Below are 26,725 nucleotides of genomic sequence, written 5' to 3'. Positions count from 1 at the left end.
AGAATAATAAAGTAATTTCTTTAAATATATTTTTATTTGTGCAAGTCTAATGGTATAATGAAAAGATGAATAGGTGGTTTAATGGAATTAAATTCAATGTATGAAGATGAACTGCGACAGTTTTTTGAAGAGAAAGGTGAGAAGGCTTTTAGAGGTTCTCAACTTTTTACATTTTTTCATGACAAGAAGAGATGTGATGTAGAAAATTCAAATCTTTCATCTAAGTCCATCAACATAATTAATAGTGAAGATATAAATAAAGTAGAAATTTTTAAAATTTTTGATTCAAAATTAGATGAGACGAAAAAATTTCTCTTTAAACTAAAGGATGAGAACTTAATAGAAGGAGTTCTTATGGAATACAAACATGGCTATTCTCAATGTATATCAACGCAAGTTGGATGCAGAATGGGATGCGATTTTTGTGCTTCTACAAAGTCTGGACTTGTGAGAAATCTTACAGCTGCAGAAATGTTAAGTGAGGTTTATGAAATTGAAAACAAGTTAGATATAAAAGTTTCAAATTTTATTTTAATGGGAAGCGGAGAGCCACTAGATAACTTTTCTGAGGTTATTAGGTTTATTAAGTTACTTCATGACGAGAAAGGACATAATACAAGTTATAGAAATATAACAATTTCCACTTGTGGGGTCGCAGATAAAATTTATGAACTTGCAGATACAAATATTCCAATAAATCTTGCTGTTAGTCTCCATCAGACTAATGATATTGATAGGTCAAATCTTATGCCAATTAATAGAAAGTTTAATTTGGGGGAATTAAAAAAGGCTTTGGAATATTATTGCAACAAAACAAAAAATAGAATTACCTTTGAATATACTTTAATTAAGAATCAAAATGATGGCAAAAAAAATGTTGATGAGCTATATAATTTTGCAAAGCATATTAAATGTCACATAAATTTAATACCACTAAATCCAATTGATGAATTTGACGAAAAGAGACCTTCCAAAGATGAGATTAATGAATTTAAAAATCTACTTGAGAAAAAGGGATTTAACGTGACTATTAGGCGAGAACTTGGAAGAGACATCAGCGCTTCATGTGGACAACTAAGGCGCAAAATTGAGGTGAAATAAATGAAAGTTGTGTCAGCAACAAATGTAGGCAACTACAGGAAAAACAATGAAGATTTTTATTTTGTAAATGAATCAAAAAAATTATATATATTGGCTGATGGAATGGGCGGACATCTAGCTGGGGAAAGAGCATCAAAGATGGCAACTGATATTATTGCTTCTGATTTTGAAAAGTCAAAAGAAATAGAAAGTATTGAAGATGCAATTGAGATTTTGTCTTCTTCTATTAGAGATGCCAACAGAGAGATTTTCAAAAGCTCAGAAGAAAATGAAGATTACAGAGGTATGGGTACTACTGTATCAGCTGGAGTGATTTTGGGAGATGTCTTAGTTTATTCTAATGTCGGGGATTCGAGAATTTATAAAATAAATAGAGATATGGAGCAAATTACCATAGATGATTCCTTTGTTAATTATTTGATTGAAATTGGAGAAATCACTGAAGAGGAAGCTAAGGTCCATCCAAAAAAGAATGTGCTAACTAAGGCAATGGGTACTACTGCCGATTTAGATGTATCCGTAAACACCTTAAAGATGGAAAAGGGAGATATATTTTTATTTTGTTCTGATGGACTTACCAATATGGTTTCTGATGAAGAAATATTCAAAGTCATAAAGGAAAATAGTCCAGAAGATGCAAGAGATAAACTTATTGCTTTAGCCTTAGAAAATGGCGGCATGGATAATATCACTTTTATTTTAGTATTTAATGAGTAGGTGCACAATGATAAATAAAATTTTAGCAAATAGATATGAAATATTAGAAAAAATTGGCACAGGCGGCATGGGCAATGTCTTCAAGGCTCATGATAGAAAGCTTGATAGAATTGTTGCCATTAAAGTTTTAAAGTTAGAATATAATGAAGACAATAATTTTATTAGAAAGTTTAAGAGAGAATCCCTTGCAGCTGCAAGTATTTCTCATCCAAATATTGTTAGCATATATGATGTAGGAACTGAAAAGGTTGAAGACAAGGAAGTTCACTACATTGTAATGGAATATATTGACGGAAAAACCTTAAAAGATTTAATAAATGATGAGGGTAGGCTTTCAGAAAAGAGAGCTTTAAATTACTGTATCCAAATTGCAGAGGCTTTAAAAGTAGCTCATTCAAAGCATATTGTTCACAGAGATATTAAATCTCAAAATATAATGGTTACTCGTGACGACAGAATTAAGGTTACAGATTTTGGCATTGCAAGGGTTGCTGATAACACAACTGTTACTGCTACTAATGCTGTAATGGGTTCAGTTCACTATTTTTCGCCAGAGCAAGCAAGAGGTGCAAAGGTGGACAATAGGTCTGATATTTATTCTCTTGGAATTGTTCTTTTTGAAATGTTAACGGGAAGACTTCCTTTTGATGCAGATAATCCAGTTTCCGTTGCCCTTATGCAAGTTCAATCACAAATGCCAAGGCCTTCTGATTTTATTAAGAGTATAGACCCATCAGTTGATGCTTTAGTTTTAAAGATGACAGAAAAGGACCCTGATGAAAGATATAGAGATGTCTTTGACTTAATTAAAGATATAAAAGATTATACTATTGGGGCAAAAACTTTTACTGTAAAGAGAGATTATGAAGAAGATGATAATAGCACAGTTATCACTCCAAATGTTAAAAGAAGAACAAATAGAAACCACTCAAATAATTTAGATAATGACAGACAAAAGCCAAAAAAAGTTGTGAAAAAGAAAAAATCTGCTGCACCAGCTATACTAGGGATTTTTTCTGCAATAGTAATTATTGCCTTACTAATTTATGTAGTGCCAAAAGCTATAAAGGGTATGAAGAGTGGCGATGTAGTTGAAAAAATTGCTGTAGAAAATTATATTGGCAAGACTAGAGATGAAGCTAAGGAGTTAATTGAAGCTCAAGGTTTAATACTCGATGTAAATACAGTAGAAGATGAAAATGAACCTGATGGCCTTGTTCTTGGTCAAAAACCTGAAGAAGGAACTTCAGTGGATAAGGGCTCAACTGTAACTCTTGAAATAAATGAGCTACCTGATTCAGTTCCTGTTCCTCCTCTAAAGGGATTAACTAAGGAAGAAGCCCAGAAGACTTTGGAGGATAATTCACTAAAACTTGGCTCTGTGGAAGAAACTTTTAATGAAGAAGTTGAAGAAGGGAAAGTTATTTATTCAAATCCTGATGGTGGTTATTCTGTAAAGAGAGGTACAGCTGTTAAGGTTATAGTATCCAAGGGCATTGACAAAACGCCAGTTGTTTTAAGTGATTACAAGGGAATAGACCAAGATGTAGTCGTAAACCAACTAAAGAGTTTAGGCTTTACAGTCGTAATTGAAAATGGAAACAGCAACAAGGTTGGCGAAGGTCAAGTTTATGATATGGATCCAAAGCCAAATCAAAGTGTAGAAAAAGGCTCAACTGTAACTCTTTACATTTCCAAAGGACCAAAGATTGAGGAAGAAGAAACTGAAAGTGAAATTCAGGACACTGAAAATCAAGATAATTATAACAGAATAAATCATGTGAAAGTTAAAGTTCCTGATGATGGAGAAAGTCATAGGGTAACTGCAGATAGAGTAAAGGACGCAAATGGAAATAAAATTGGTGCAACTTCAGTTTGGAATTACAATGTTGAGGCTGGAGATGTTGCAAATGTTGAATTAATTGGTCCTGGCGAATACAATATTTATGTTGACGGAAACCTTGTAAAAACTGAGAAAATAAAATAATGCGCGGAAAAATTATAAAACTGACAGGTGGATTTTACTATATAAAGTCTGGAGATGTAGTTCTCGAAACAAGAGCTAGGGGAAATTTCAGACACACAAAGGTAGAGCCAATTGTCGGGGATGATGTAGAATTTAAGTATGAAGAAAAAACTCTGGGATATATTGAAAAAGTATATCCCAGAAAAAATATGCTCACAAGACCAAAGGTTAGCAATGTTGACTTAGTTCTAATAGTTATACCAGTTATGGAACCTAAGTATAATCTTGTTATAATTGATAAAACTATAATTCAAGCTGAATTTGAAGGAGTTGACATAGCTATAGTAATTAGCAAGTGTGATTTAGATGCTAAGGCTGGAAAAAATTTGGCAAGAATTTATGAAAATTCAGGATTTGAAACTTTTAGAGTTTCAGACAAGGATGAAAACATAGACTCACTTAGGGATTTTTTAAAAGGTAAAACTGTTGCTCTATGTGGAGTTTCTGGAGCAGGTAAATCTACTATCACATCGAGAATTTTAAATAAAGATGTGGAGGTAGGAAGAGTCTCTGAAAAGACTAAGAGGGGAAAACACACCACTAGACACACAGAAATACTCTATAATAACGATATTTATATTTTTGATACTCCTGGCTTCTCATCTTTAACTCTCAAGATAGAGGAAGATGATTTAAAAAATTATTTTCGAGAATTTAAAGATTTAAGTCCTTGCAAGTTTAATAATTGCAATCACATAAAAGAGCCAAAGTGCACTGTCAAAGATGCAGTAGAAATTGGCGATATAGAAAAGACAAGGTACGATAATTATTTATACATTTACAATGAATTAAAAGAAAAAGGAGAATACTAATGATTTCACCGTCATTACTTTCAGCAGATTTCACAAATTTAGAAAAAGAAATAAAAATTTTAAATGAAGAGAAAGTTGATTACATTCATCTTGACATAATGGATGGCAACTATGTTCCAAATATTTCTTATGGACCAGGGATTGTAAAGAGCCTAAGAGAGCTTACTGAAATTCCATTTGATACTCATCTTATGATCGAGAGACCAGAAAATTTTATTGAAAAGTTTGTAGAGGCAGGATCAGATATAATTACTATTCATCCAAGCACAACAAAGCACCTTGACAGAACTCTTTCGCTGATAAAATCTTATGGTAAAAAAGTAGGTCTTGCATTAAACCCTGGAGACAGCCTAGATGTATTAGATTATAATTTAGAGAAATTAGATTTAGTATTAATAATGAGTGTAAACCCTGGTTTTGGTGGACAAAAATTTATTCCATCTGTACTTAGAAAAATTAGAGAAGTAAAAAAATTAATTAGAGAGAGAAATCTAAAAACATTAATTGAAGTGGATGGTGGAGTTAAGCTTGATAATGCAAGAGAAATCTTAGATGCAGGTGCGGATATTTTAGTTGCAGGTTCAGCTATTTTTGAAAAAGATAAGACGAGAGAAAATATTAGGGCATTTAAAGAAATTTTATGAAAAAGGCACTTTTAATTTCAGGTGGAAGACAAGTCTCAAAAGAATTAATCAAAAAATATATAAATAGGTTTATTATAGTGGCTGACGGAGGGGCAAAACTTCTAAAAAAGTACGAGCTAAAAGCTGACCTTCTCCTTGGAGATTTAGATTCTATTGATAGAGAGACTCTTTGTTATATAAAGGAAAATAAGATAGAAATAAAAAAATTTCCTGCAAAAAAAGATTTTACGGATACAGCACTTTGCATTGACTATCTTTTAGAGGAAGACTACAAAGACATTGTAATATTAGGTGCTTTGGGCACAAGGCTTGATCACGAACTTGCAAATATTTACAAGCTAAAAATGCTTTATAAATTGGGAGTTTCTGCAAAAATTGTTGACGATAACAATGAAGTCATTTATGTCGAAGAGGGCGAGTACGAATTTGAAAGTTCAGACAAAAAATATTTTTCACTAATAAATGCTGGCGATAAAATGAGTTTCACAACTAAAGGACTTTACTATGAAGTTGAGAACCTTGAAATAAATGTTATGAATCCAAGTAGAGCTGTAAGCAATGAAATGCTTGGCGACAAGGCAAAAATAAAAATAAATTTTGGTGCAGCCTTTATAATTAAATCTAAGGACTAAACACAATTTAATAAAAAAAAGAGACTGTTTAAAATAGTCTAAAAAAGGCGAGGAAAAAAAATCCTCGTTTTTTATTACAATTAACCAAAATAATAAGGAGATACAAAAGTAAATTTGTATTGATTTAATGTGTTAAAAATGATAAAATTAATATGCTAAATTACATTTTTTAAACGGAGTATTTCCGACATTTCTACAAGAAAGATGGGTAAGGAAAAATCTGTTTAAGCATCGGTATTTCGAATCTAACAATTAAAATAGTACGCCAAGGGAAAAGGATTACCTTTAAAAAGCACTCAGTAAGCTTAATTGGTGTATGGAATGCTTATTCATAGCTTTTCGAAAACCGAAATTTTTTAAAGGAGGCATATATGAAAAGAATTTTGTTATTAGTTATGTTAACTGTAACATTGTTTTCAGTAACAGCTTGTGGAGGAGACAAAAAGTCAGCTGAAGGTGAAAAAAATGCTAATAAGGTAGAAACTGAGCAAGCAAAAGATAACAAAGGGTTAACAGCAGAGGAAAGAGCTAAAGAATTTATTACAGTTGCAACTGGTCCAACATCAGGTATTTATTATCCTATAGGCGGTGCTTTTGCAACGGCTCTTAAAGATTATGGTTATGATACTTCGGCAGAAGCTACAAATGCAACAGGAGCAAACATTCAATTGATGTTGGATGGCGATGCTGAAATTGCAATTGCTATGCAAGACGCTGTTATGCAAGCTTATCAAGGAACTCAAGCTTATAAAGATAAAGAACCAGCAAAAGATTTGAGAGCTATGATGAGATTGTGGCCAAATTATGTTCAATTAGTAACAACATCCGATACTGGAATTAAATCTGTTAAAGATTTGGTAGGTAAACGTGTTGGAGTAGGTGCTCCAAATTCTGGAGTTGAAATTAACGCTCGTATGATTCTTGAAGCCTATGGAATTACTTATGATGATATTACACCAGATTATTTAGCTTATGGCGAAGCAATTGAAAACATGAAAAACAAACAATGTGATGCCGTATTTGTAACTTCTGGCTTACCTAATGCTACAGTTATGGAACTTGGAGTACAATATGACATGGTAGTTGTTCCAATTGATGGAGAAGGTCGTGACAAGTTAGTAGAAGAATATCCTTATTATGCAAAGACGGTTATACCTGCAGACACATATAACAATAAAGAAGATGTTGAAGGTGTATTTGTATATAACATTATGCTTGTTAGAGGAGATTTACCTGACAATGTAGTTTACGATATGTTGAAGGGTGTTTTTGAAAATATCAGCACTATTAAGAGTTCACATAATGCGGCAGATAAGAATATAGATATTACCTTTGGTGTAGATGATATTCAGTTACCATTACATCCAGGTGCTGAACAATTCTGGAAAGATAACGGATATATTAAATAAAATTACAGCTTATAAAAAGGCGAGTTTTCGCCTTTTTATAAATTATGGATCTTTAAAAAGGCAAAAAACATGAAAATATTTAAAATAAAGTCAAAAAGAAAAATAATCTATGGAATTATTTTAATTATTTTTTTAAGTATTTTTTTTGGATATCCAAAAAAAAAGTATTTGAAAATTTATGACCGCAGAAGTGAGGTCGTATTTTTAAGTGAAGAAGTTCAAGAAGGTGATATGTTATGTTTGGAAATTGAACATTCCTTTGAACATATTCCGTGGTTTGAATATTATCGAGTTACAGATGACTATTTTTTATTAAAAAAAATTGCAGTTGCAGGATATGGAGCCGGAATTCCTGCTGAAATGGATGTACCTACGAAAATTGAAAACGGGCTTGTTTGGATGGAAGATATTGATTCACGATTTGACGAATTGAAATGGCTTACACATAATGTATATATGAAAAATTTAACCTTGAACAAGAGAGTTATTTTTGATTTTAGATCTTTGCCAAATGCTAGTTTAGTAGGTGCTGTAATTGAAGAGAAAAGAGGTGTTTGGAATTGTATGAAGAATTAAATAAAAATCAGGGCTATGAATCAGTTGCACCAATTGATGAAAAAAAAGGTGCAGAGATTATGGAAAAATTTGATAAAGAGTCTCGAACAAGAAACTTTGATGCAAAAAGTTTAACTAAAATTATTTTTTATTTGAGTATTTTCTTTACTTTATATCATATGGGTTATGCATCGGGAGTTCGCTTTTTGCAAATGGTTAATATTAAACACCATGCTATTCATGTTGGTTTGGTTTTAATTTTGGGATTTAGTTTATATCCTACAACAAAGAATTCAACGCGTAAATCGATACCGATTTATGATTGGATTTTGATTATATTATCAGCTGCCATGCCGATTTATGTTTTTATTAGATATTTACCATGGACAGCTACAGGATTTATGCCCACAACTTTAGATATGGTTATGGGAACAATTTTAATTTTTTTAGTATTAGAATGTTCACGAAGAATTAGTGGACCAGCTTTGACAATTTTAGCTATTCTATTTTTATTGTACGGACTTTTTGGAAGACAGTTTCCAGGAGTTTTCAGACATAGAGGCTATAGTTGGGAAAGAATAGCACAGTATTTAACTATGGACATTTCAGGGATTTATGGAACGTCAGTAAAAGTATCTTCTACATTTATTGTTTTATTTATTATTTTTGGAGAAGTAATGAATAAATGTGGAATGGGTCAATTTTTTAATGACATTGCCAACGCTTTAGCTGGACATACTATGGGAGGTCCTGCCAAGGTTGCAGTATTAGCATCAGGATTTTTAGGTTCAATTAACGGTTCTGCTGTAGCTAATGTTGTTACAACTGGTACTTTTACCATACCTTTAATGAAAAAAACCGGTTATTCCAAAGAGTTTGCTGGTGCTGTTGAAGCTACTGCCTCTGTTGGAGGACAGTTGTTACCTCCAATTATGGGAGCGGCTGCCTTTGTTATGGCAGAAACTTTGGGAGTTAAATATCCTGTAATTATTAGGGCGGCAGTGCTTCCTGCTCTTATTTATTATTTAGGTATAATTATTCAAGTTCAAATGAGAGCACAAAAACTAAACTTAAAGGGTATCCCAAAAGAGGAGTTACCTAAAGCAGGTCAAGTTATGAGAGAGAGGGGTCATTTGTTGATTCCTATAATATTTCTATTGTACATGCTTATTTTTAGTGGTAAAACAGTTATTGTAAGTGCATTCTGGACAATTGTGGTAACTATTATCATCGCTCAATTAAGACCAATCAGTCGTATGAGCTTAAAAGATTTGGCAGAAGCCTTTGCTGCAGGAGCTAAGTCCACTGTCAGTGTGGCTATTGCCTGTGCCTGTGTAGGCATTATTGTTGGTGTGGCTGCTCAAACTGGATTTGCTCTTAATGTTGCCTCAACAATTATTAGAATAGGTCAACAAAGTATTTTCTTAACATTGCTATTTACAATGGTTACTTGTATGATTCTTGGAATGGGATTACCTTCTATTCCTTCATACTTGATTACGGCAACTATTGCAGCTCCTGCTTTGGTGGAATTGGGAGTTCCTGCATTGTCAGCCCACCTATTCTGCTTTTACTTCGCAATGTTTGCTAATTTAACTCCACCTGTTGCCTTGGCGTCTTTTGCGGCTGCAGGTCTTTCCGGCGGAAATCCTATGAAGACAGGTATTGCTTCGGTAAAATTGGCATTGGGTGGATTCATTATTCCATTTATGTTTGTTTTCAATGGAAAACTCTTACTTGAAGGTACTGGATTTTTAGATGGGATACAAGTTGTATTAACAGCTTCAATAGGAGTAACTTTAATTGCTGCGGCTGTAGAAGGGTATTTATTAAAACCTCTTCCTATTATATTAAGATTGATAGCTTTTGTTGCGGCATTTCTTCTAATTGACAGTGCAACATTAACAGACTTGGTAGGTATAGGTGCTCTTGTACTAATTGTACTATATCAAAAACTAATCAACAAAAAAGACAAGCATTCCGATGTAAAAGAAGATAATCTTTTAAAAGAAGACTGAATTTAATGATTTATAAAAAAAGACGAGGAAAAAGGCTTATTGAATTAGGGATTTTAGAAAACTGATTTAGGGAGTCTTTAAGTGAAAAAAGTCTATGAGTTTAAATTCATAGGCTTTTTTATTTGGGAGTGTTGTTGATATTGGGAATATTTTTAAGTGATAGATACACGCACCTCGGTCTAATTATGAATACCCAAGAGGGAGCTTAAGTATCTTCTATATTGTCTAGGCACACCAAAAATTCACACACTTTTATGAAATATAGAAAGGAGTTAGTAATGCCATTTGAAATAGTGAGGAACAACATAGTGAATATAAAAGTGGATGCAATTGTAAATACGGCAAACCCTAAGCCTATAATAGGTGGTGGAGTAGATAGTGAGATCTACAAAGGTGCAGGGTCGAAACTTCTCATTGCAAGAAAGAAGATCGGCGACATACCCTTTGGCAAAGCCTTTATTACGTCTGCATATAATTTAAAGGCAAAATATGTAATCCACACTTCAACTCCATCTTGGGAAGGTGGATATAAGGGAGAAGGAGAAATACTTTCAGCCTGCATTAAAAACTCTTTAAACTTGGCAAAAGAAAAGGGCTGCGACTCCATAGCCATGCCTTTGATCGGAACAGGAACCTGTGGATATCCAAATGACTTGGCGCTTCAAAGTGTCATTAAAGAAGTGAGCGAATTTTTATTAAAAAACGAAATGCACATCTACCTTGTAGTCTTTTCAAAGGACGCCTTTTCATTGTCAAAAAAACTCTTTCAGTCGGTAAAAGAATATATTTCAGAAAACTACGTAGAAGAAAAAATAAATGAAGAATACATAGGCTCATTTTATAGAAAATATAATTTTGAGGCTGACAAGATGGCAACTTTTATACAAGACAGTGAAAGTATAGAGGACATTTTAAAAAATTTGGATGAAGGATTCTCCAAGACCTTATTAAGACTCATAGACAAGTCCGGCAAGACGGACCCTGAAGTTTATAAAAAGGCAAATATTGACAGGAAGCTTTTTTCCAAAATCAAAAACAATCCCGACTATCGCCCCTCAAAGAACACAGCAATAGCCTTTGCCTTGGCATTGGAATTGAACAAGGATGAGATGGAAGATTTAATAGGAAAAGCAGGCTATGCCCTCACAAGAAGCAGCAAATTTGACGTAATAATTGAGTATTTTATCGAAAGAAAAAATTACAACATCTTTGAAATAAACGAAGTCTTGTTTGCCTTTGACCAAGCTTTAATTGGAGGATAAATGTCGCCTTGGAAGTGACCTAAATGTCTTCTTGTTTTTTTACAATATAGTAAAAGAAAGAGGGGATAAAAATGATAGAACTTGTATTTATATTAGATAAGAGTGGCTCAATGGAAGGCTTGGAAAAGGACACAATAGGTGGATTTAACTCAATGATCGAAAGGCAAAAAAAAGAAGCGGGAGAAGCCTATGTCTCCACAATATTATTTAACGAAGAAAGTAAAGTGATACACGACAGAGTGTCCATAAAAGACGTAGCAAAGCTGACAGAGGAAGAATACTATGTAGAAGGCTGCACCGCACTACTTGATGCAGTGGGAGGAGCCATAAAACACATTGGAAATATTCATAAGTATGCTCGCAAAGAAGATGTGCCAGATAAGACATTATTTGTAATCACCACAGACGGTATGGAAAATGCCAGCAGAAGGTACGGTTACAGAGAAGTAAAAAGACTAATCACCAAGCAAAGAGAGAAGTATGGCTGGGAATTTATCTTCTTAGGTGCAAACATAGACGCAGAAGGAGAAGGAGAAAAATTTGGCATAAGAAGAGAAATGGCGGTAAACTATCACAGCGACGAAAAAGGCACAGAACTAAACTACAGAGTCATAGGCGATGCCATAAGCTATGTAAGAAGAAACAAAGGAAGAATCGACAAACACTGGAAGGACGAAATTACTGAAGACTACGAAAATAGAGGAGGCAAAAGATAAAAATAATTAAAGACCTGCTTTGTTTTTGGGGAACTTGTTAAAGGGGATAGACGCAAGTATTTAGGTTTGCCTCTATCCCCTTTAATATAAAATAGAACTTTTAATAAGGCTTAATCTATTTCCTTTTAGTCCTAAATTAGCATTTATCTAAGCTTTTACCTTACCCAGCAAGGATTATACTTTACATAAGTCTTCTTATAATTAAAGACTTGATAATAAAATACTATGACACCAATTACTCTATAAAAAAGGACAAAATTTTTTATAAAGTTTTTAATGAAGATATTAAAAAATCCTGTGACAAAATACTTAATATCCTAAAATAAAAGCCCCTAAATCCTCGTTTTTTTGATACAATATTTTTTTGAAAAAAAATTAACAAGAACAATTCTAAATTAATTATAAAATTTAATTAAAGATTAAATAAAATTAAAGTTGTGTTTATTCACAACTTTTTTTATTCTTAAAATATGAAAGAATCAGTCACGAAGAATGGTTATATCTCATTTGTTAAATTACTTTTCTAATTTATAGTACATCTTGTAATGTTTTATTGAGCCGTATTTTCTCTTTAAATAAGTTTTTTTTCGACTAAAGCTAAAGTCTTTTTTGTTGTTAATTGTGAACTCGTAACCATTTTTTAAAAGCTCATCAATTGTCTTGTGATATTTTTTGTCAGTGTATTCTTTTAAAAGTTTTGGATGAGCGTTCATCCAAATTTTTGATGTTTCTTTGTGATAGTAAACTTCTTCTTCAAAGCCTAAATCTAAAAGGTCTCTTATATAAAAGTCTAATACATTAACTCCTCCTGCTGCCATAAAGTAATGACTTTGTGGAAGTCTCAAGTTCATTTCAAAGGCCTTATAAGTGTTATCTCGAGGATCGTATTTTAAATCTATATTTGAGTAGCCAGTGTAGCCAATTGATTCAAGTTTTTCTTTATAAAACTCAAATAGTTCGGGCATATATTTTGTGTATATTGCATCATTATTTCCGATTCTAAGTGGAAGTGGATCTGCAAGAAGAATTTGTCCGTAAACCATCATTCGAACCTTGCCAGTTTTGTCGCAGTAGACATTAAAAGATGCTTGATTTGATGCAGGGCCAGGAATGTATTCTTGCACTAGCATTGTGCCCTCATAATGATTGTCATCGTAAATTGTTTTTACAACAGATTCTAGCTCTTCGTAGCTGTAAATTGTGTAGACTTTGTACTTATTGGGGAAGGATAATTTCACATAAGAAATTGAATCATTAGGTTTTAATATTAGCGGAAACTGTAGATCAAGGTCTTCAATTTCCTTAGAATTATTAATTATTGCAAATTTGGGATAAGGAATGCCAAGTTCTTGGCAAGAATTATAGAAGTCGATTTTATTTTCTAGTCTTGCGTTTAAATCACTTGAAGGCGTGTTGAACTTATAATATTTTTTTATTTTTTCTTTGTTATTTGAAAGGAGTTTTGAATACTCGTCACCACAAGGAATTGTAATAAGAGTTGCATCTTTATTTGCATCTGCAAATTTTATCATTTCAGAGACAAAGACATCATCATTGGAGAAATTTTTTATTATCTTTCTGTCTAAGATGCGTGAATTATCTGTGGCAGGAAGTGGTTTTTGACAAAAAACTGTGGAGATCAAATCGTAATTATCGTTTAATATGCGAGCAATTCCATAGGCATTTTCGTCAGAGCCAAGAATTACAAACTTTACTTTCAATTTATTTAATATATCTTTAGAAATATTTTTCATGTTTCTCCTTTGCAAGCTAATTATATAAATTTATTTTAAACATTAAGTAATATTATACAATAGATTTAGACATTTTTTAAGTTTTATGGCTAAAGGCTAAGTCTATTTCTTTCCAATATGTTGAAATGTTTTTTATTTGTTCATCTTTTAGTATATCTTTATCTAATTCCTTTAATCTTTTGTCAATTTCGGAAATGACAGAAAGTTTGTCGGCACACCATTTTGGTTCAAAGAGATTTTTCTTTGGTGGATCGCCAGTGATTCTGTGAACTACGGTCTTCTCGTTGATATTTTCCAAAGCATAAAGAATTGTTTGAGTGTATTCTTCCCTTGATAAAAGTCTAAATTTTTTATTTTTGTAGAGTTCATAAATAGGCGAGCCCTTTAAAATATATAAGTTGTGAAATTTTACACCAAAGGGGGCAACTTCTCTTATGTATTTGATTGTATTTTTAAAATCATTTTGGTCTTCAAAGGGAAGTCCAAATATTGCGTGAATTAAAAATAATATATTTGCGTCTTTTAATTTTTTTACAGTTTCATCAAAAATTTCATGAGTGTAACCTCGATTTATGAGCTTAATTGTGTTTTCATTTACACTTTGCATGCCAAGTTCTAGCCAAAGTGTTTTCTTGCGTGAAATTTCTCTTAAATAATCTATTTTTTCATCATCGAGGCAGTCGCATCTAGTTGCAATAGATATTCCAACTATGTCATCTCTACTTGTAACTTCATCGTAAATATTTTTTAAAGACTGGAGAGACCCATAGGTATTGGTAAAATTTTGGAAGTAGGAAATATAATTTTTTGCCTTCCACTTCTTTTCTAGAAATATTTTTTGGGATTCAATTTGCTCGCTAATAGAAAGATTTTTAGACCCAGCGAATTCTCCACTGCCTTCATCAGAGCAAAAGATACAGCCAATATTGGAAAGCCTACCATCTCTATTGGGGCAAGAAAAGCCAGCATCAAGAGAAAGTTTTACGCTCTTGCCAGAAAAATACTCACGAAAAAAATCATTAAAGGATAAAAATCGTCTCATCAAATCACCTAGTACATTATATATTTTTTTAAAAATTATTTCCATGACTTTGAAATTATAAAAAATGCTATATAATATAATAAGAATTGAGGTTTATATGGACTTAAAATTTAAAAATTATTTAATTTTAGCAGAAGAATTTTTGATAGATGGGGACTTAGATAAAGCTGAAGATTTACTGTTAAAATCTTTAAAATTCACAAGAGAAGCAGATGTCGATGAAAAAATTTCTGTCTACTTTGAATTAACTGATATATATCTAAAAAAAGAAAATTATGATGAGGCAAAACTTTATTTTGAAAAAATTTTGAGCCTAAGAGAAATGGCAGGTGCCTATTATGGTCTTGCCATAACAAATGATTTTTGCAATGGGGATATAAATTATTCTATTAAAAATTATAAATTGGCTATTAAACTTGATGAAAATTATGACAGAGCCCATTATTATCTGGCTCATGCCTATGACAAGATTGGAAAGACAGAGCTTGCAATAAAAGAATTTGAAAAAGTTCTTGCAATAGATGATTATGACTTTGTAGCATATAATGATTTAGGCTCAATTTATGAAATAGAAAATAAAAATGACTTGGCTGAAAAATTTGTGAAAAAATCTCTTGAGATAAAGCCAGACTATGGGAGAGCTCTATATAATATGGGTGTTCTCTCAAAAAAGAAGGGCGACAACGCTTTGGCTCTAAAATATTATTATGAGGCGATTGGTAAATTTGAAGACCCATTTTTATTTTTAAATATGTCTGCCGTATATATTGAAGAAAAAGATTACAAATCTGCTATAAATATTTTAGATAGAGGACTTTTAGATTTTCCAAATTCTGTTAATTTACATTATAATAAGGCTTGTTCTTTCTCTCTTTTGGGAGATATTAAAAGGGCAAAAGATGAAATAAAAAAAGCAATAAAAATAAACAGGGAAGCCTATGAATGGGCTAAGACAGACGATGATTTGTGTGAGATTGTAAAGGAGTTAAAATGATTATTATTAAAACAGAAGACGAAATAAAAAAGATGCAAGTTGCAGGTAAAGTTTTATCTGATGTGCATCACAAACTTAGAGATTTTATTAAACCTGGTGTAAAAACTATTGAAATAGATAGGTTTGTGGAAAATTATTTAAAGGAAAGAGGAGCTTATCCTGAACAAAAGGGTTACGAAGGCTATCCTTATTCAATTTGTGCATCAGTAAATGATGAAATATGTCACGGATTTCCATCTGAATATGCCCTTAAAGATGGCGATATTATAACTGTTGATATGGTTGTAAATGTAGATGGATGGCTTGCAGACTCTGCATGGTCCTATGAAGTTGGAGAAGTTTCAGAAGAGGCAAAAAAACTTTTGAGAGTAACTCGTGAATGTATGTATAAGGGAATTGAAAAAGCTGTTATTGGCAATAGGCTTGGAGATATTGCTGCAGCTGTTCAAAAACACGCAGAAGAAAATGGTTATTCTGTTGTCAGAGAATTTGTTGGTCATGGAATAGGTCAAGAAATGCACGAAGACCCACAAGTTCTTCATTATGGAAAGGCTGGCAGAGGACTAAGACTTCAAGAGGGAATGGTATTTACTATTGAACCAATGATTAACATGGGCAAAAAGGAACTTACAATAGATGACAATGGTTGGACGGCAAGGACTGCTGATGGTTCACTTTCTGCGCAATATGAACACCAACTTGCAATAACTAAGGATGGTCCAATAATTATTACTGACCAGGGCGATTGTTAATAAATGAGGGAAGTCAATTTATTAAAGGGAGATATATTTTCTGCATTGTTAAAGATGGCAATGCCCTTAATGGGAACGGCTTTTGTGCAGATGGCATACTCGCTTGTCGATTTAATGTGGCTTGGTAGATTATCTACTGGAGCTGTTGCTGCTGTTGGAACTTGTTCTTTTTTGGTATGGATTGCACAATCTATTACTCTTGTTGCAAAAACAGGAATTTCTGTTGGACTTTCACAGTCTTATGGAAAGGGAGATAATGAAAGTGCAAAAAAAGTTTGGGTAGCAGGCTTTATTTTAAATTTAATATTTTGTATAAGTTTAACAATTTTATATATCACTTTAAGAAATAAAATAATTGGTTTTTACAAACTTGATGATCTTGTTCATCAATTGGCAGTAAATTATCTTGTAATAATTAGTTTAGGATTAATTTTTACTTTTTTAAACCCAATTTTATCAGCAGCTTTTTTTGCAAAAGGAAACTCAATTACACCTTTTAAAATTTCAATAATTTCTCTAGTTATTAATTTAATTCTTGATCCTTTTTTAATTTTTGGGATTTCAATTTTTCCAGAGCTTGGAATAAAAGGTGCGGCTCTTGCAACTGTTTTTGCACAAATGGTTTCCACACTCCTATATTTATATGTTGGATTTACAAACAGGGAAATTTTTGTTAAAACTAATTATTTTAAAATTCCTGAAAAAAATTATTTTAAGTCAATTTTAAAACTAGGATGTCCAGCATCACTCCAATCAGTGATTCATGCCATGGTGGGTATGGTCTTAAATAAATACATTGCAAGTTTTGGAGCAATTTATATTGCAGTATATTCAATTGGTTCACAAATAGAATCTATTTCTTGGATGACATCTGACGGATTTTCTGTTGCCTTTTCTGCCTTTTTTGGACAAAATTTTGGGGCCAAAAATTATGAAAGACTTCGAGATGGTAGGAGAGAAGCAATGAAAATTGTAAATATGATAGGAATTTTTGCGTCACTTTTATTATTTTTCTTTGCAAAAAATTTATTTACACTTTTTATACCAAGAGATCCTGAGGCAATTATAAAGGGAATTGATTATTTAAAAATTGTATCAATATCACAATACTTTATGGCACTTGAAATTGGAACTACGGGAATGTTAAATGGTCTTGGTCTTACAAAGTATTCTGCAATAAATGCAATGATATTAAATGTATCAAGGATTCCTCTTGCCATAATTTTGATGCCAATTTTAGAAGCCAATGGTATTTGGATTGCTATGAGCTTGTCCTCTATCTTAAAGGGAATATTTTTAACTTTAATTTATTATTATTTGCGTAATAAGACAGATGGCTTTAAAATAAACATGAGGACTTATATTTGAAAGGAGATAAAATGTTAAAACAATTTGAAAAACCTGCACTTGGAGAAAAAATTGCAGTGCTAAAAACTAATAAAGGCGAAATTAAAATAAGATTATTTGAAGAAGCAGCACCTCTAGCTGTAGAAAACTTTACTTCACTTATAGAAGATAAATATTATGACGGAATAATTTTCCATAGAGTTATAGAGAACTTTATGATTCAAGGTGGAGACCCATCTGGAACAGGTCGCGGGGGCGAAAGCAAGTGGAAAAAGGCTTTTAAAGATGAATTTGATGTAAACTTTAGGAATTTTAGAGGGGCACTTTCTATGGCTAATGCTGGCCCTAACACAAATGGATCTCAATTTTTTATTGTTCAAGGGGATAAAATTTCATCTGATTTAATTGGTCAAATGAAAGAAGCTGGAGAAGAGAGCGGCTATCCTAAAGACATTGTAGATGCTTATGAAAAAGTTGGGGGTGCTTTTTGGCTAGATGGTAAGCACACTGTCTTCGGACAAGTTTTTGAAGGAATGGATGTAGTTGATGACATTGCAAAGTCCAAGGTTGGATTTATGGATAAACCTGTATTTGACATTGTAATTGAAGAAGCTTTTATGGAAGAGTACAAGGGATAAAATAATGCATCAATACAGAGGAAGAATGATTTTACACACTGGCTCTATGTTTTCAGGGAAGACTAGCTCTTTAGAGAAAGATTTAAAGAGATTTTCTATTGCTAATTATAAAGTTGTTGCCTTTAAGCCATTGATTGACAAAAGATATTCACGAGAAGAAATTGTAACTCACGATAAAATTTCTTTAAAGGCAATAGAAATAGAATCCAGTGCTGAAATTTTGGATTACGCAGAAAAAAATTCTCCTGAAGTAATAGGAATTGATGAAGTTCAGTTTTTAAAGGATGAGCCTAATGAAATTGAAGCTAATTTAGAGAAAATTCTTGAAATGGGAATCACAATTGTAATGGCAGGTCTTGATATGGACTATATGGCAAAGCCTTTTGAAATTGTAAAAGAAGTTATGCCTAAGGTAGATTATCTTAACAAGCATCATGCAGTTTGCAAGAGATGTGGAAGTGATGCTTGGGTTTCTCATAGAAAGATTAAGAGTGACAAGAGGGTGGAACTTGGAGCAGTGGAAGAGTATGAGCCACTATGTAGGTCATGTTATAGAGTTGCTATTGAAGAAGACAAATTAAAAGAAAATCAAGAAAAATTTTTATAAAGGATTGACAACCTCTAATCATTTGATTAAAATACAAGTAAATGATTAGAGGTGATTTTTTTGACTCCAAGAGAAAAGGAAATTATAAATCTTTTGAAGAAAAATCCGAGAATATCACAACAAGAGATTGCTGATGAATTAGATATTACAAGGTCTGGTGTATCTACACATATAAATAATTTAATGACTTCTGGATATATTTTAGGTAGAGGATATATTCTTAGAGAAGATTCTTATGTAGCAGTTCTTGGTGGATCTAATATGGATATTACAGGATATTCTTTTGATAATTTGAAAAGCAGAGATTCAAATCCAGGGAAAATAAAATATTCTAGTGGTGGTGTAGGCAGGAATATTTGCGAAAATTTAGCAAGGCTTGATGTTAACACAACTTTTCTATCAGTTCTTGGTAAGGATGATGCTGGGAAAAATATTTTGGATGAGTTAAATAGAATTAATGTCGACAGCTCCAAAATTTTATTGGCTGATGGAATAACTCCTCACTATCTTGCAATTTTAGATGAGACAAAGGATATGTATATTGCAATTTCTGATATGGATTTGTTAAAAAATATTGATAGGGAATACATTGATAAGAACAAAAGAATTATTGAAAATTCTGAATTTACAATAATGGATACAAATCTTCAAGAGGAAACTTTGGATTATGTACTAAAAAATTTAAAGGGAAGGTTTTTAATTGACGGAGTTTCCACAAAAAAAGTAATGAAAATAAAAAATCTATTGGATAAAATTCATTTCTTAAAAGTTAATCTTTATGAAGCTCAAGCTCTAACAGGTCTTGAAACAGAAAACATTGATAGACTTGGGGAATATTTAATAGCAAAGGGTTTAAATAGTCTTGTCATTACTGCTGGAGAAAATGGTGCATTTTATTTTGAAAAAGATTTTAAGATGATGAGAAAGCCAAAAGAGGTTGAAATTGTAAATGCAAGTGGAGCAGGAGATGCCTTCATGGCTGGCTATGCCTATGGTCTTTACAATAACTTAGATATAGATAAGAGAATGAAGGCAGCTGAAGCTGCTGCAAGGATTACACTAAAAAGTGCTGATTCATGTTCCAAGCACATGAATGAAAATAATTTAAAAGGAGAAATTTTATGATTAGTAATGAAATGTTAAAGAAGTATGTTGAATATAGCGACGAAGTTAAAAAAGCAATGGAAGAAGGTAAGCCAGTAGTTGCTCTTGAGTCTACAATTATATCTCATGGCATGCCTTATCCACAAAATATTGAAACAGCTAAGGCTTGTGAAGAAATTATTAGAGAAAATGGTGCTGTTCCTGCAACAACTGCAATTATCGGGGGAAAAATTAAAATTGGTTTAAGCGATGATGAATTAGAATTTATGGCAACATCAAAAGATATTATTAAAGCATCAAGAAGGGACTTTGCCTATATAGTTTCTCGTGGTTTAAATGGTGCTACAACAGTTGCTTCTACAATTATTGCATCAAGACTTGCTGGAATTAAAATCTTCGTAACTGGAGGACTTGGTGGCGTTCACAGAAATGCAGAAGTTACATTTGACATATCAAGAGACCTTGAAGAACTTGCAGCAAATGACATAATGATTGTTTGTGCAGGATGTAAGTCAATCCTTGACATTGGACTTACACTTGAATATCTTGAAACTAAGGGAGTGCCAGTATTTGGCTATCAAACAGATTATATGCCAGCCTTTTTTACAAGAAAGAGCGAATTTAAGGTTGACTACAATATTAAAAATCCAAAAGAAGCAGCAGATGCGGCAAAGGCTCAATGGGAATTAGGACTTCAAGGTGGTATTCTTCTTACAAATCCTATTCCTGAAAGTGATTCAATGGATGAAGAAAAAATAAATTCAGCTATAGAAAAAGCTTTAGTTGAAGCAGAAGAAAAGGGAATTCATGGTAAAGAAACTACTCCTTTCTTGCTATCAAAAGTTCTTGAAGTAACTGAAGGTAAGTCTCTTGAAGCAAATATTGCTCTTGTGAAAAATAATGCGAGATTGGGTGCTGAAGTTGCAAAATATTTATACTAATTCAAAAAAAGTTTCTGAGTCAAAGGTAATTTTTACCTATGGAGTAATGCCAACAGATTTAAACACGGGTGGCACAATGTATGGACCAAGGCTCTTTGAAATTGCTGATCATAGCTCTGGAACCTGTGCCATTAGACACACTAGGGGAAGAGTTGCAACAATTTCATGCGACAGTTTTACTTTTTTAAAGCCAATAAATCAAGGAGACTTTTTAACTGCAACAACATTTATTTCTGGAGTTGGAAATTCTTCTGTTGAAGTTTTTACAAAATTTACCAAGGAAGCTCCAATGACAGGGGAAAGAGAAGTAGCTGCCTTTTGCTTTTTGACTTTTAAGTGTAAGGGAAGTGAGCCAGGAAAAATTCCTGCAATTATAGGAGAAAGTTTTGAAGAGAAAAAAATAATAGCAGGCTACGAAAGTAGAAGAGAGATAAATAAAATAAGACAAAAAAATAATAAAGATTTAAGTGAAATTTTAAAATAAAGGAAAGCTGTAAGTAACAAATGTTATTTACAGCTTATTTTTTATAATCTTAATCAAGTTTTATTGAAGAAAATAATTTTTTTGTGTATTCATCTCTTTCTGGATTTCTCAGTTCTTCTGTCTTAAATAAGTCCACAAGTTCGCCCTTGTAGAGGACGCCAATTCTATCGCACAAGTAAGAGATAACATTTAAGTCGTGAGAAATAAATAGACAAGTAAAGTTATATTCTTTCTGCAAAGATTTTATTAAATTTAAAATTTGTGCTTGGATGCTAACATCTAGTGCCGATACGCCCTCGTCAATAATTAAAAACTCTGGATTAATTATAAGAGCTTGACCTATGGCAATTCTTTGCTTTTGACCACCAGACAAACTGCCAGGGTATTGATTTAAAATATCTTCTTCTAGTTCAATATCTCTTAAAACTTTTGATACTCTTTGGTTTTTTTCTTCTTCACTGTATAGATTGTGAATATTTAAAATTTCCTTTAAGGCAAAGCCTATTGTCTTCTTTGGATTTAGAGCTGAATAGGGGTTTTGAAATACTACTTGCAGCTCTTTTCTGTAGTTAAATAGTTCATCTTTAGAGAAAGTTGAAATATCTTTTCCATTAAAAAATATTTTGCCTTGATTAGCTTTTATAAGCCTTAAAATAATATTTGCAAGGGTGGTTTTACCTGATCCACTTTCTCCAACTAGACCAAAAATTTCGCCTTTGTAGATGGAAAAATTAATGTCTTTTAAGGCAATATTTTCTTTTTTTCTAAATAAAAGAGAAGAAGATTTATAAATTTTTCCTACATTTTCAATCTTTAATATTTTTTCCATTTTCATCTCCAAATAAATGACAATGCACAATATGACCATTGAAATTAGAACTTTCAGGGAATTTCTCCTTGCAAATGTCCTTTGTAAAGTCACACCTATCCCAGAAAGGACAAGCAACATTGCTTCTATTTTTAAGGGCAGGTACTTTTCCTCTGATGTTGAAAAGTTTTTCGCCTCTTTTTTTATAAGAAGGCACAGCTTTTATTAAAGCCTTTGTATAAGGGTGCAGAGGATTTTTTATAAGTTCAGAGGTATCTGCACTTTCTACAATTCTTCCAGCATACATAACTAAAACTCTCTTAGAAATTCTTTCAATTAAATTCAAATCGTGAGAAATAAAAAGGATTGCACCATTATAAAGTTTGCTGATGTCTTCAAAAAGTTCAATAATTTGCTTTCCAATATTTGCATCTAGTGCCGTAGTTGGTTCATCAGCTATTAAGACATAGGGGTTAGCAATAAGACTCATTGCAATTACAATTCTCTGTTGCATTCCTCCAGATAATTCGTGAGGATACTTATTGTAAACTGCTTCTGCATCTCTTAAACCACATTTTTTCATAGTTTCTATAACTAATTTTTTATTTTTTTCCTTGGGAAAGTTGTAGTGAATTTGCAATATTTCTTCTATTTGTTTGCCAACTTTTTGAAGTGGATTAAGAGCTGATCCTGGTTCTTGAAAAATTGTAGAAATAGATCTAGCTCTATACTTTTGCCACTCTTTTTCTGAAAAATTTAAAACTTCCACATCTTTTAATTTACAGGAGCCAGACAAAATGTGAGCGTCAAGACTTTGTATTCCCAAAATAGTTTGTGTGGCAACAGTTTTGCCGCAGCCACTTTCGCCAACAAGACCTACAAAATCTTTTTCGTAGAGGTCAAAACTTATGTGGTTTACAGCATTTTTTAACTCTCCATTTAATTCAAAGGCAACCGTCAAGTCCTTGACTTCTAATAATTTATTCATCCTTTTTTCTCCTTTAGTCTCTTATTTCTGAAATTTTCGCCAAACAAAGTAAAGCCAAGCACTAAAAGAGAAAGGTTTAGACCTGAAAATATAAAATACCAAGGTGCTTGAGTAAAATAAGCCTGAGATTCCTTTAACATTCTTCCCCAAGAAGGATGAGGAGGTCTAACTCCCAAGCCTAAGTAGGAGAGTCCTGCTTCAGATAAAATTGCAGATGAAATAGAAAGTATAATTGCAACCATAAGTTGATTTTTTATATTTGGGAAAATATGATTTTTTGCAATATAAAAGGGACTAGCACCTTTTACAATAGCAGACTTAACAAAAACTGATTCCTTCACTTGCAAGAAACCACTCCTAACAACTCTTGCAAAGTAGGGGATGGACATAGTGCCTATTGCTATAATTGTGTTTAGAATTCCTGCTCCAAAGACAAAGACAAGCATCATGGCAAATAAAATTCCAGGAAAGGCCATTAGTGAATCAATAAATCGCATCAAAATTTCGTCAACATTTCCACCAAAATAACCAGCAGATGCTCCAATTATTGAACCAAAGACCAAGGCAAAAAATACAGTGCCAAAAGAAAGTAAGACTGTAATTTTCGTTCCTTCCATGATTCTTGACAAAATATCTCTTCCCATATTGTCTGTTCCAAAGAGATGTTCAAGGGAAGGAGATAAAAATTTGTCAGCTGTTACAATTTCATTGGGATTATAGGGAGTCCAAAAAATTGAGATTATAAAAACTAAAAGATATAGGATTAAAATAATTTTTCCGATTTTAATTGAAAGTTTATTTTCTCTAATCATATTAACCTCTTATTCTTGGATCTACAATTCTGTAAAGTATGTCTACGATTAAATTTATGAAAATTACCATAAAGGCAACGGCAAGCACTACTGATTGAATGAGAGGAAAATCCCTTGAAGATATTGACTGCACAATAAGTGAACCAATGCCGGGAAGTGAAAATACATTTTCAACTATTAAACTTCCTCCAACGCTCGAAGTAATACTAATGCCAATAATTGTTATAACTGGAATTAAAGCATTTCTAAGCACATGTTTATACAAAATATCCTTTAATAGTAGTCCCTTCATCCTTGCAGTCCTCACATAGTCCTTGTTTATTTCATCTAAAATAGCTGACTGCATATATCTAATTATTGTAGCAATATTTGGTATTGCAATAGCAAGTGAGGGCAAGAAAAACTTAGAAAGTTTCTGCAAAAAGTTTCCGCTCATTGCATTGTAGGAAAGGGTATTAAACCATCCAAGCTTTACTGCAAATACATAGATTAGTAAAAAGGCAAGCCAAAAAGATGGTATTGAAATGCCAAGCTGTGTAATAGCTGTAATAATTGATGAATACCATTTATCTGATTTTGCTGTAATTTGAATTGACAAAGGAATTGCAATTATAAGTGATAAAAACAAGGAAAAAAATGTCAAATATAAAGTTACAGGAAGTTTCCTTAAAAAAAGATCCTTAACAGGAACTTGGTATTTTAAAGAAGTGCCCATATCTAGTTTTAAGATGTCCTTTATCCAATTTCCATATCTTACTAAAATTGGTTTATCAAGTCCCAGCTCTTTTTCAAGAGCTAGAACTTGAGCTTCATCTGCCTCTGTTCCTAAAATAATTTCTGCTGGATTTCCAGGAAGGACTTGAAATACAAAGAAAATTATTAGACTTACAAAAAATAGTGTAAGAAAGAGGGAGATGAGCTTTTTAAAAATAATTTTACTCATTTTCTAATTTTACATCCTCAAGATTTAATTTTTGAATAGGATATTGATTTAAGCCAGTTAAACCCTTACTTAGGGCTTGATTGTTGTCAGGATCTGCAATAAATACTGAAGCAGCTTCTTCTGCTAGAATTCTTTGAGATTCTTTAATATTTTTTATTTCTTCATCTTTTGTTGAAGCTTTTTCTGCATTTAAAATGGCTGCATCAAAATTCTTAGACTTAAAGTTTATATAGTTCTTTTCATTTTCAGAAGTGTATCTTCCTAAAATTTGAACTGGATCAAGATAACCAATAAAACCTACTACTGTTGCTTCATAATCTCTATCCTTATAAACTTTAGTTAGCCAAGATGAAAATTCAATAGGGTCAATTGTAACTTCTACGCCAACTTTTTGAAGTTGAGATTGAATAAGTTCAGCTGTGTTCATATGGTACTTATAATCACTTGGCACAGTTAATTTAAAGCTAAGTCCCTTTTCATAGCCAGCTTCTTTTAATAGAGCCTTTGCTTTTTCAACATCATGAGGATAATATTCTCCTAAATCCTCAAAATATTCCTTTAAAGCTGGAGAAAAAGATGAGAACAATTTTGTTGCTTTACCTTCAGCTGCACTTTCAATAATTTCATCTCTATCAATTGCATAGTTAAGAGCTAGTCTTACATTTTTGTCTTGGAAAGGCTTGAAGTCATTGTTTAAGCCCATAACTTGTACTAAGTTTTGTGGGAAATTATTAATTGTACAAGCATCGCCAAGTTGATCGGCTTCTTCAGCAGAAATACGATCGGCTAAATCTAAATCCTTATTTTTTAAAGCCATAATCATGGTTTGTCTGTCAGTAATTCTTATTACTTCAAGATTTTCAAAGTGAGCTATATGATCTTTTTTGTGATAATCTTCAAATTTTTTAAGTTTTAAACCCTCACCTGGAGTGTATGAAACAAATTGATAAGGTCCTGTTCCAATTGGTTTAGTTCCATTATCTTTATAATCTTTTTCCACTATTGGTCTAAGTGTCAAATAAATAAAACCATTTTGTCTTTCTTTTAAATGAACTCTGACACTTAAATCATCAATAACTTCAATTTTGTCAATAATTGCAAATTTTGATGATAGGGGTTCCTTTGATGTTAAACCTGCCATAGCATCGTAGGTATATAAAACATCCTCAGCACCAAACTTCTTTCCGTCGTGGAAATATACATCCTTCTTTAACTTAAAGTCATAGGTTTTTCCGTCTTCTGAGACAGAATAACTCTCTGCTAAATCAGGAATCAGACTTCCATCTGTGTCTACATCAAATAATCCGTCGAAAACTTGATCCATAATAGTTTCTGTGTCGCCAGCTGTCATCTTAAAGGGATCTAACGAATCAATTTCTGTAGCCATCGCTACTCTTAGTGTGTTTTCTTCACTTTTTTTATCACTATCTCCTGCCTTGTCCTTTGAGTTAGAACATCCTGCTAGAAGTAGTACTCCTAGAAAAAAAGTTAAGACTAAAGTAATCCTTTTCATGATTCCTCCTAAAATATTTTATTTGCAGTAACTACTGCGATTAAAATATAACATAAAATTAATATAATTTCCATTTATATAGAATAAAAATAAGTAAAATACTAAT

Annotated in this window: 26 protein-coding genes; 19 read left to right on the top strand and 7 right to left on the bottom strand. The window is 32.4% G+C overall.

The features are described 5' to 3' along the window. The first annotated feature begins 81 nt into the window (after positions 1–81). The 11 genes from rlmN to PTSHG_RS02570 all read left to right on the top strand — a co-directional run bounded on the left by rlmN (position 82) and on the right by PTSHG_RS02570 (position 11,892). Positions 82–1,101 (top strand): dual-specificity RNA methyltransferase RlmN, encoded by a 1,020-nt coding sequence (rlmN, locus tag PTSHG_RS02620; RefSeq protein WP_019107339.1) that lies wholly within the window; start codon positions 82–84, stop codon positions 1,099–1,101. Continuing rightward, positions 1,102–1,818 carry a Stp1/IreP family PP2C-type Ser/Thr phosphatase gene (locus PTSHG_RS02615; RefSeq protein ID WP_019107338.1) on the top strand — a complete coding sequence of 239 codons (717 nt, stop codon included), beginning with the start codon at positions 1,102–1,104 and terminating at the stop codon, positions 1,816–1,818. A 7-nt stretch (positions 1,819–1,825) separates the two neighbouring features. Further along, positions 1,826–3,805, top strand: a complete 1,980-nt coding sequence (gene pknB, locus PTSHG_RS02610; RefSeq protein ID WP_019107337.1) for a Stk1 family PASTA domain-containing Ser/Thr kinase — start codon at positions 1,826–1,828, stop codon at positions 3,803–3,805. Continuing rightward, positions 3,805–4,656 carry a ribosome small subunit-dependent GTPase A gene (gene rsgA, locus PTSHG_RS02605; RefSeq protein ID WP_019107336.1) on the top strand — a complete coding sequence of 284 codons (852 nt, stop codon included), beginning with the start codon at positions 3,805–3,807 and terminating at the stop codon, positions 4,654–4,656. Before pknB ends, rsgA begins: the two co-directional genes overlap by 1 nt. Continuing rightward, positions 4,656–5,300: a ribulose-phosphate 3-epimerase gene (rpe, locus tag PTSHG_RS02600; protein ID WP_019107335.1), complete on the top strand. Its 645-nt coding sequence runs from the start codon at positions 4,656–4,658 to the stop codon at positions 5,298–5,300. The genes rsgA and rpe overlap by 1 nt, the downstream gene beginning before the upstream one ends. Next, positions 5,297–5,932 carry a thiamine diphosphokinase gene (locus PTSHG_RS02595; RefSeq protein WP_019107334.1) on the top strand — a complete coding sequence of 212 codons (636 nt, stop codon included), beginning with the start codon at positions 5,297–5,299 and terminating at the stop codon, positions 5,930–5,932. Before rpe ends, PTSHG_RS02595 begins: the two co-directional genes overlap by 4 nt. Positions 5,933–6,303: 371 nt before the next feature. Beyond that, a complete protein-coding gene (locus PTSHG_RS02590) occupies positions 6,304–7,341 on the top strand; it encodes a TAXI family TRAP transporter solute-binding subunit (protein ID WP_019107333.1) in 1,038 nt (345 codons plus the stop codon). 69 nt (positions 7,342–7,410) lie between these two features. Further along, positions 7,411–7,917 carry a DUF1850 domain-containing protein gene (locus tag PTSHG_RS02585; RefSeq protein WP_019107332.1) on the top strand — a complete coding sequence of 169 codons (507 nt, stop codon included), beginning with the start codon at positions 7,411–7,413 and terminating at the stop codon, positions 7,915–7,917. Beyond that, positions 7,902–9,914, top strand: a complete 2,013-nt coding sequence (locus tag PTSHG_RS02580; RefSeq protein WP_202898963.1) for a TRAP transporter permease — start codon at positions 7,902–7,904, stop codon at positions 9,912–9,914. The genes PTSHG_RS02585 and PTSHG_RS02580 overlap by 16 nt, the downstream gene beginning before the upstream one ends. Positions 9,915–10,192: 278 nt before the next feature. Continuing rightward, on the top strand, positions 10,193–11,176 hold the full coding sequence (locus tag PTSHG_RS02575; protein WP_019107330.1) for a macro domain-containing protein: 984 nt from the start codon (positions 10,193–10,195) through the stop codon (positions 11,174–11,176). A gap of 71 nt (positions 11,177–11,247) precedes the next feature. After that, complete coding sequence (locus tag PTSHG_RS02570; protein ID WP_019107329.1) at positions 11,248–11,892, top strand: vWA domain-containing protein; 645 nt, start codon at positions 11,248–11,250, stop codon at positions 11,890–11,892. Positions 11,893–12,407: 515 nt separating this feature from the next. Here the strand turns inward: PTSHG_RS02570 and PTSHG_RS02565 are convergent. After that, positions 12,408–13,646: a carboxylate--amine ligase gene (locus PTSHG_RS02565; protein ID WP_019107328.1), complete on the bottom strand. Its 1,239-nt coding sequence runs from the start codon at positions 13,644–13,646 to the stop codon at positions 12,408–12,410. Between the two features lie 76 nt (positions 13,647–13,722). Further along, a complete protein-coding gene (mnmL, locus tag PTSHG_RS02560) occupies positions 13,723–14,688 on the bottom strand; it encodes a tRNA modification radical SAM protein MnmL/YtqA (RefSeq protein WP_019107327.1) in 966 nt (321 codons plus the stop codon). 97 nt (positions 14,689–14,785) lie between these two features. Here mnmL and PTSHG_RS02555 point away from each other — a divergent pair, with 97 nt between their 5' ends. Genes PTSHG_RS02555 through PTSHG_RS02520 form a run of 8 tightly spaced genes read left to right on the top strand, consistent with a single transcriptional unit; the run spans position 14,786 to position 21,555 of the window. After that, the gene (locus PTSHG_RS02555; protein WP_019107326.1) at positions 14,786–15,682 is read left to right on the top strand and encodes a tetratricopeptide repeat protein; all 897 of its coding nucleotides are present in this window, start codon (positions 14,786–14,788) and stop codon (positions 15,680–15,682) included. Next, entirely contained in the window at positions 15,679–16,434 is a 756-nt protein-coding gene (map, locus tag PTSHG_RS02550) for a type I methionyl aminopeptidase (RefSeq protein WP_019107325.1), read from the top strand. Before PTSHG_RS02555 ends, map begins: the two co-directional genes overlap by 4 nt. Positions 16,435–16,437: 3 nt before the next feature. Then, positions 16,438–17,802 (top strand): MATE family efflux transporter, encoded by a 1,365-nt coding sequence (locus tag PTSHG_RS02545; RefSeq protein WP_019107324.1) that lies wholly within the window; start codon positions 16,438–16,440, stop codon positions 17,800–17,802. 11 nt (positions 17,803–17,813) lie between these two features. Continuing rightward, positions 17,814–18,419, top strand: a complete 606-nt coding sequence (locus PTSHG_RS02540; RefSeq protein WP_026088822.1) for a peptidylprolyl isomerase — start codon at positions 17,814–17,816, stop codon at positions 18,417–18,419. Positions 18,420–18,423: 4 nt separating this feature from the next. Then, on the top strand, positions 18,424–19,026 hold the full coding sequence (locus PTSHG_RS02535) for a thymidine kinase (protein ID WP_026088821.1): 603 nt from the start codon (positions 18,424–18,426) through the stop codon (positions 19,024–19,026). A gap of 60 nt (positions 19,027–19,086) precedes the next feature. Further along, the gene (locus PTSHG_RS02530; protein WP_019107321.1) at positions 19,087–20,151 is read left to right on the top strand and encodes a carbohydrate kinase; all 1,065 of its coding nucleotides are present in this window, start codon (positions 19,087–19,089) and stop codon (positions 20,149–20,151) included. Beyond that, a complete protein-coding gene (locus PTSHG_RS02525; protein WP_019107320.1) occupies positions 20,148–21,071 on the top strand; it encodes a pseudouridine-5'-phosphate glycosidase in 924 nt (307 codons plus the stop codon). Before PTSHG_RS02530 ends, PTSHG_RS02525 begins: the two co-directional genes overlap by 4 nt. Then, positions 21,052–21,555: an acyl-CoA thioesterase gene (locus PTSHG_RS02520; RefSeq protein ID WP_019107319.1), complete on the top strand. Its 504-nt coding sequence runs from the start codon at positions 21,052–21,054 to the stop codon at positions 21,553–21,555. Before PTSHG_RS02525 ends, PTSHG_RS02520 begins: the two co-directional genes overlap by 20 nt. A gap of 49 nt (positions 21,556–21,604) precedes the next feature. Here the strand turns inward: PTSHG_RS02520 and PTSHG_RS02515 are convergent, their stop codons facing one another. From PTSHG_RS02515 to PTSHG_RS02495, 5 genes are read right to left on the bottom strand one after another with little or no spacing between them, the layout of a single operon-like run. After that, complete coding sequence (locus PTSHG_RS02515) at positions 21,605–22,384, bottom strand: ABC transporter ATP-binding protein (protein ID WP_019107318.1); 780 nt, start codon at positions 22,382–22,384, stop codon at positions 21,605–21,607. Further along, entirely contained in the window at positions 22,362–23,351 is a 990-nt protein-coding gene (locus tag PTSHG_RS02510) for an ABC transporter ATP-binding protein (RefSeq protein WP_019107317.1), read from the bottom strand. The genes PTSHG_RS02515 and PTSHG_RS02510 overlap by 23 nt, the downstream gene beginning before the upstream one ends. Then, positions 23,348–24,163, bottom strand: a complete 816-nt coding sequence (locus tag PTSHG_RS02505) for an ABC transporter permease (protein ID WP_019107316.1) — start codon at positions 24,161–24,163, stop codon at positions 23,348–23,350. The genes PTSHG_RS02510 and PTSHG_RS02505 overlap by 4 nt, the downstream gene beginning before the upstream one ends. A gap of 1 nt (position 24,164) precedes the next feature. Further along, positions 24,165–25,106 (bottom strand): ABC transporter permease, encoded by a 942-nt coding sequence (locus tag PTSHG_RS02500; protein ID WP_019107315.1) that lies wholly within the window; start codon positions 25,104–25,106, stop codon positions 24,165–24,167. After that, complete coding sequence (locus tag PTSHG_RS02495; protein ID WP_019107314.1) at positions 25,099–26,619, bottom strand: ABC transporter substrate-binding protein; 1,521 nt, start codon at positions 26,617–26,619, stop codon at positions 25,099–25,101. Before PTSHG_RS02495 ends, PTSHG_RS02500 begins: the two co-directional genes overlap by 8 nt. Positions 26,620–26,725: the final 106 nt, after the last annotated feature.

The organism is Peptoniphilus senegalensis JC140, assembly GCF_000321025.1.
GTDB classification, from domain to species: Bacteria; Bacillota; Clostridia; order Tissierellales; family Peptoniphilaceae; genus Peptoniphilus_A; species Peptoniphilus_A senegalensis.
This window is presented reverse-complemented; position numbering and strand designations above follow the sequence as displayed.

Bases quoted from the DNA above. Each gene is read 5' to 3' on its own strand.
- map (WP_019107325.1), top strand. From the start codon at position 15,679: ATGATTATTATTAAAACAGAAGACGAAATAAAAAAGATGCAAGTTGCA.
- PTSHG_RS02540 (WP_026088822.1), top strand. From the start codon at position 17,814: ATGTTAAAACAATTTGAAAAACCTGCACTTGGAGAAAAAATTGCAGTG.
- PTSHG_RS02505 (WP_019107316.1), bottom strand. From the start codon at position 24,163: ATGATTAGAGAAAATAAACTTTCAATTAAAATCGGAAAAATTATTTTA.
- PTSHG_RS02525 (WP_019107320.1), top strand. From the start codon at position 20,148: ATGATTAGTAATGAAATGTTAAAGAAGTATGTTGAATATAGCGACGAA.
- PTSHG_RS02595 (WP_019107334.1), top strand. From the start codon at position 5,297: ATGAAAAAGGCACTTTTAATTTCAGGTGGAAGACAAGTCTCAAAAGAA.
- PTSHG_RS02545 (WP_019107324.1), top strand. From the start codon at position 16,438: ATGAGGGAAGTCAATTTATTAAAGGGAGATATATTTTCTGCATTGTTA.
- PTSHG_RS02570 (WP_019107329.1), top strand. From the start codon at position 11,248: ATGATAGAACTTGTATTTATATTAGATAAGAGTGGCTCAATGGAAGGC.
- PTSHG_RS02585 (WP_019107332.1), top strand. From the start codon at position 7,411: ATGAAAATATTTAAAATAAAGTCAAAAAGAAAAATAATCTATGGAATT.
- rpe (WP_019107335.1), top strand. From the start codon at position 4,656: ATGATTTCACCGTCATTACTTTCAGCAGATTTCACAAATTTAGAAAAA.
- PTSHG_RS02615 (WP_019107338.1), top strand. From the start codon at position 1,102: ATGAAAGTTGTGTCAGCAACAAATGTAGGCAACTACAGGAAAAACAAT.
- PTSHG_RS02510 (WP_019107317.1), bottom strand. From the start codon at position 23,351: ATGAATAAATTATTAGAAGTCAAGGACTTGACGGTTGCCTTTGAATTA.
- PTSHG_RS02565 (WP_019107328.1), bottom strand. From the start codon at position 13,646: ATGAAAAATATTTCTAAAGATATATTAAATAAATTGAAAGTAAAGTTT.
- PTSHG_RS02515 (WP_019107318.1), bottom strand. From the start codon at position 22,384: ATGGAAAAAATATTAAAGATTGAAAATGTAGGAAAAATTTATAAATCT.
- PTSHG_RS02590 (WP_019107333.1), top strand. From the start codon at position 6,304: ATGAAAAGAATTTTGTTATTAGTTATGTTAACTGTAACATTGTTTTCA.
- PTSHG_RS02535 (WP_026088821.1), top strand. From the start codon at position 18,424: ATGCATCAATACAGAGGAAGAATGATTTTACACACTGGCTCTATGTTT.
- PTSHG_RS02500 (WP_019107315.1), bottom strand. From the start codon at position 25,106: ATGAGTAAAATTATTTTTAAAAAGCTCATCTCCCTCTTTCTTACACTA.
- mnmL (WP_019107327.1), bottom strand. From the start codon at position 14,688: ATGAGACGATTTTTATCCTTTAATGATTTTTTTCGTGAGTATTTTTCT.
- rlmN (WP_019107339.1), top strand. From the start codon at position 82: ATGGAATTAAATTCAATGTATGAAGATGAACTGCGACAGTTTTTTGAA.
- PTSHG_RS02575 (WP_019107330.1), top strand. From the start codon at position 10,193: ATGCCATTTGAAATAGTGAGGAACAACATAGTGAATATAAAAGTGGAT.
- pknB (WP_019107337.1), top strand. From the start codon at position 1,826: ATGATAAATAAAATTTTAGCAAATAGATATGAAATATTAGAAAAAATT.
- rsgA (WP_019107336.1), top strand. From the start codon at position 3,805: ATGCGCGGAAAAATTATAAAACTGACAGGTGGATTTTACTATATAAAG.
- PTSHG_RS02495 (WP_019107314.1), bottom strand. From the start codon at position 26,619: ATGAAAAGGATTACTTTAGTCTTAACTTTTTTTCTAGGAGTACTACTT.
- PTSHG_RS02555 (WP_019107326.1), top strand. From the start codon at position 14,786: ATGGACTTAAAATTTAAAAATTATTTAATTTTAGCAGAAGAATTTTTG.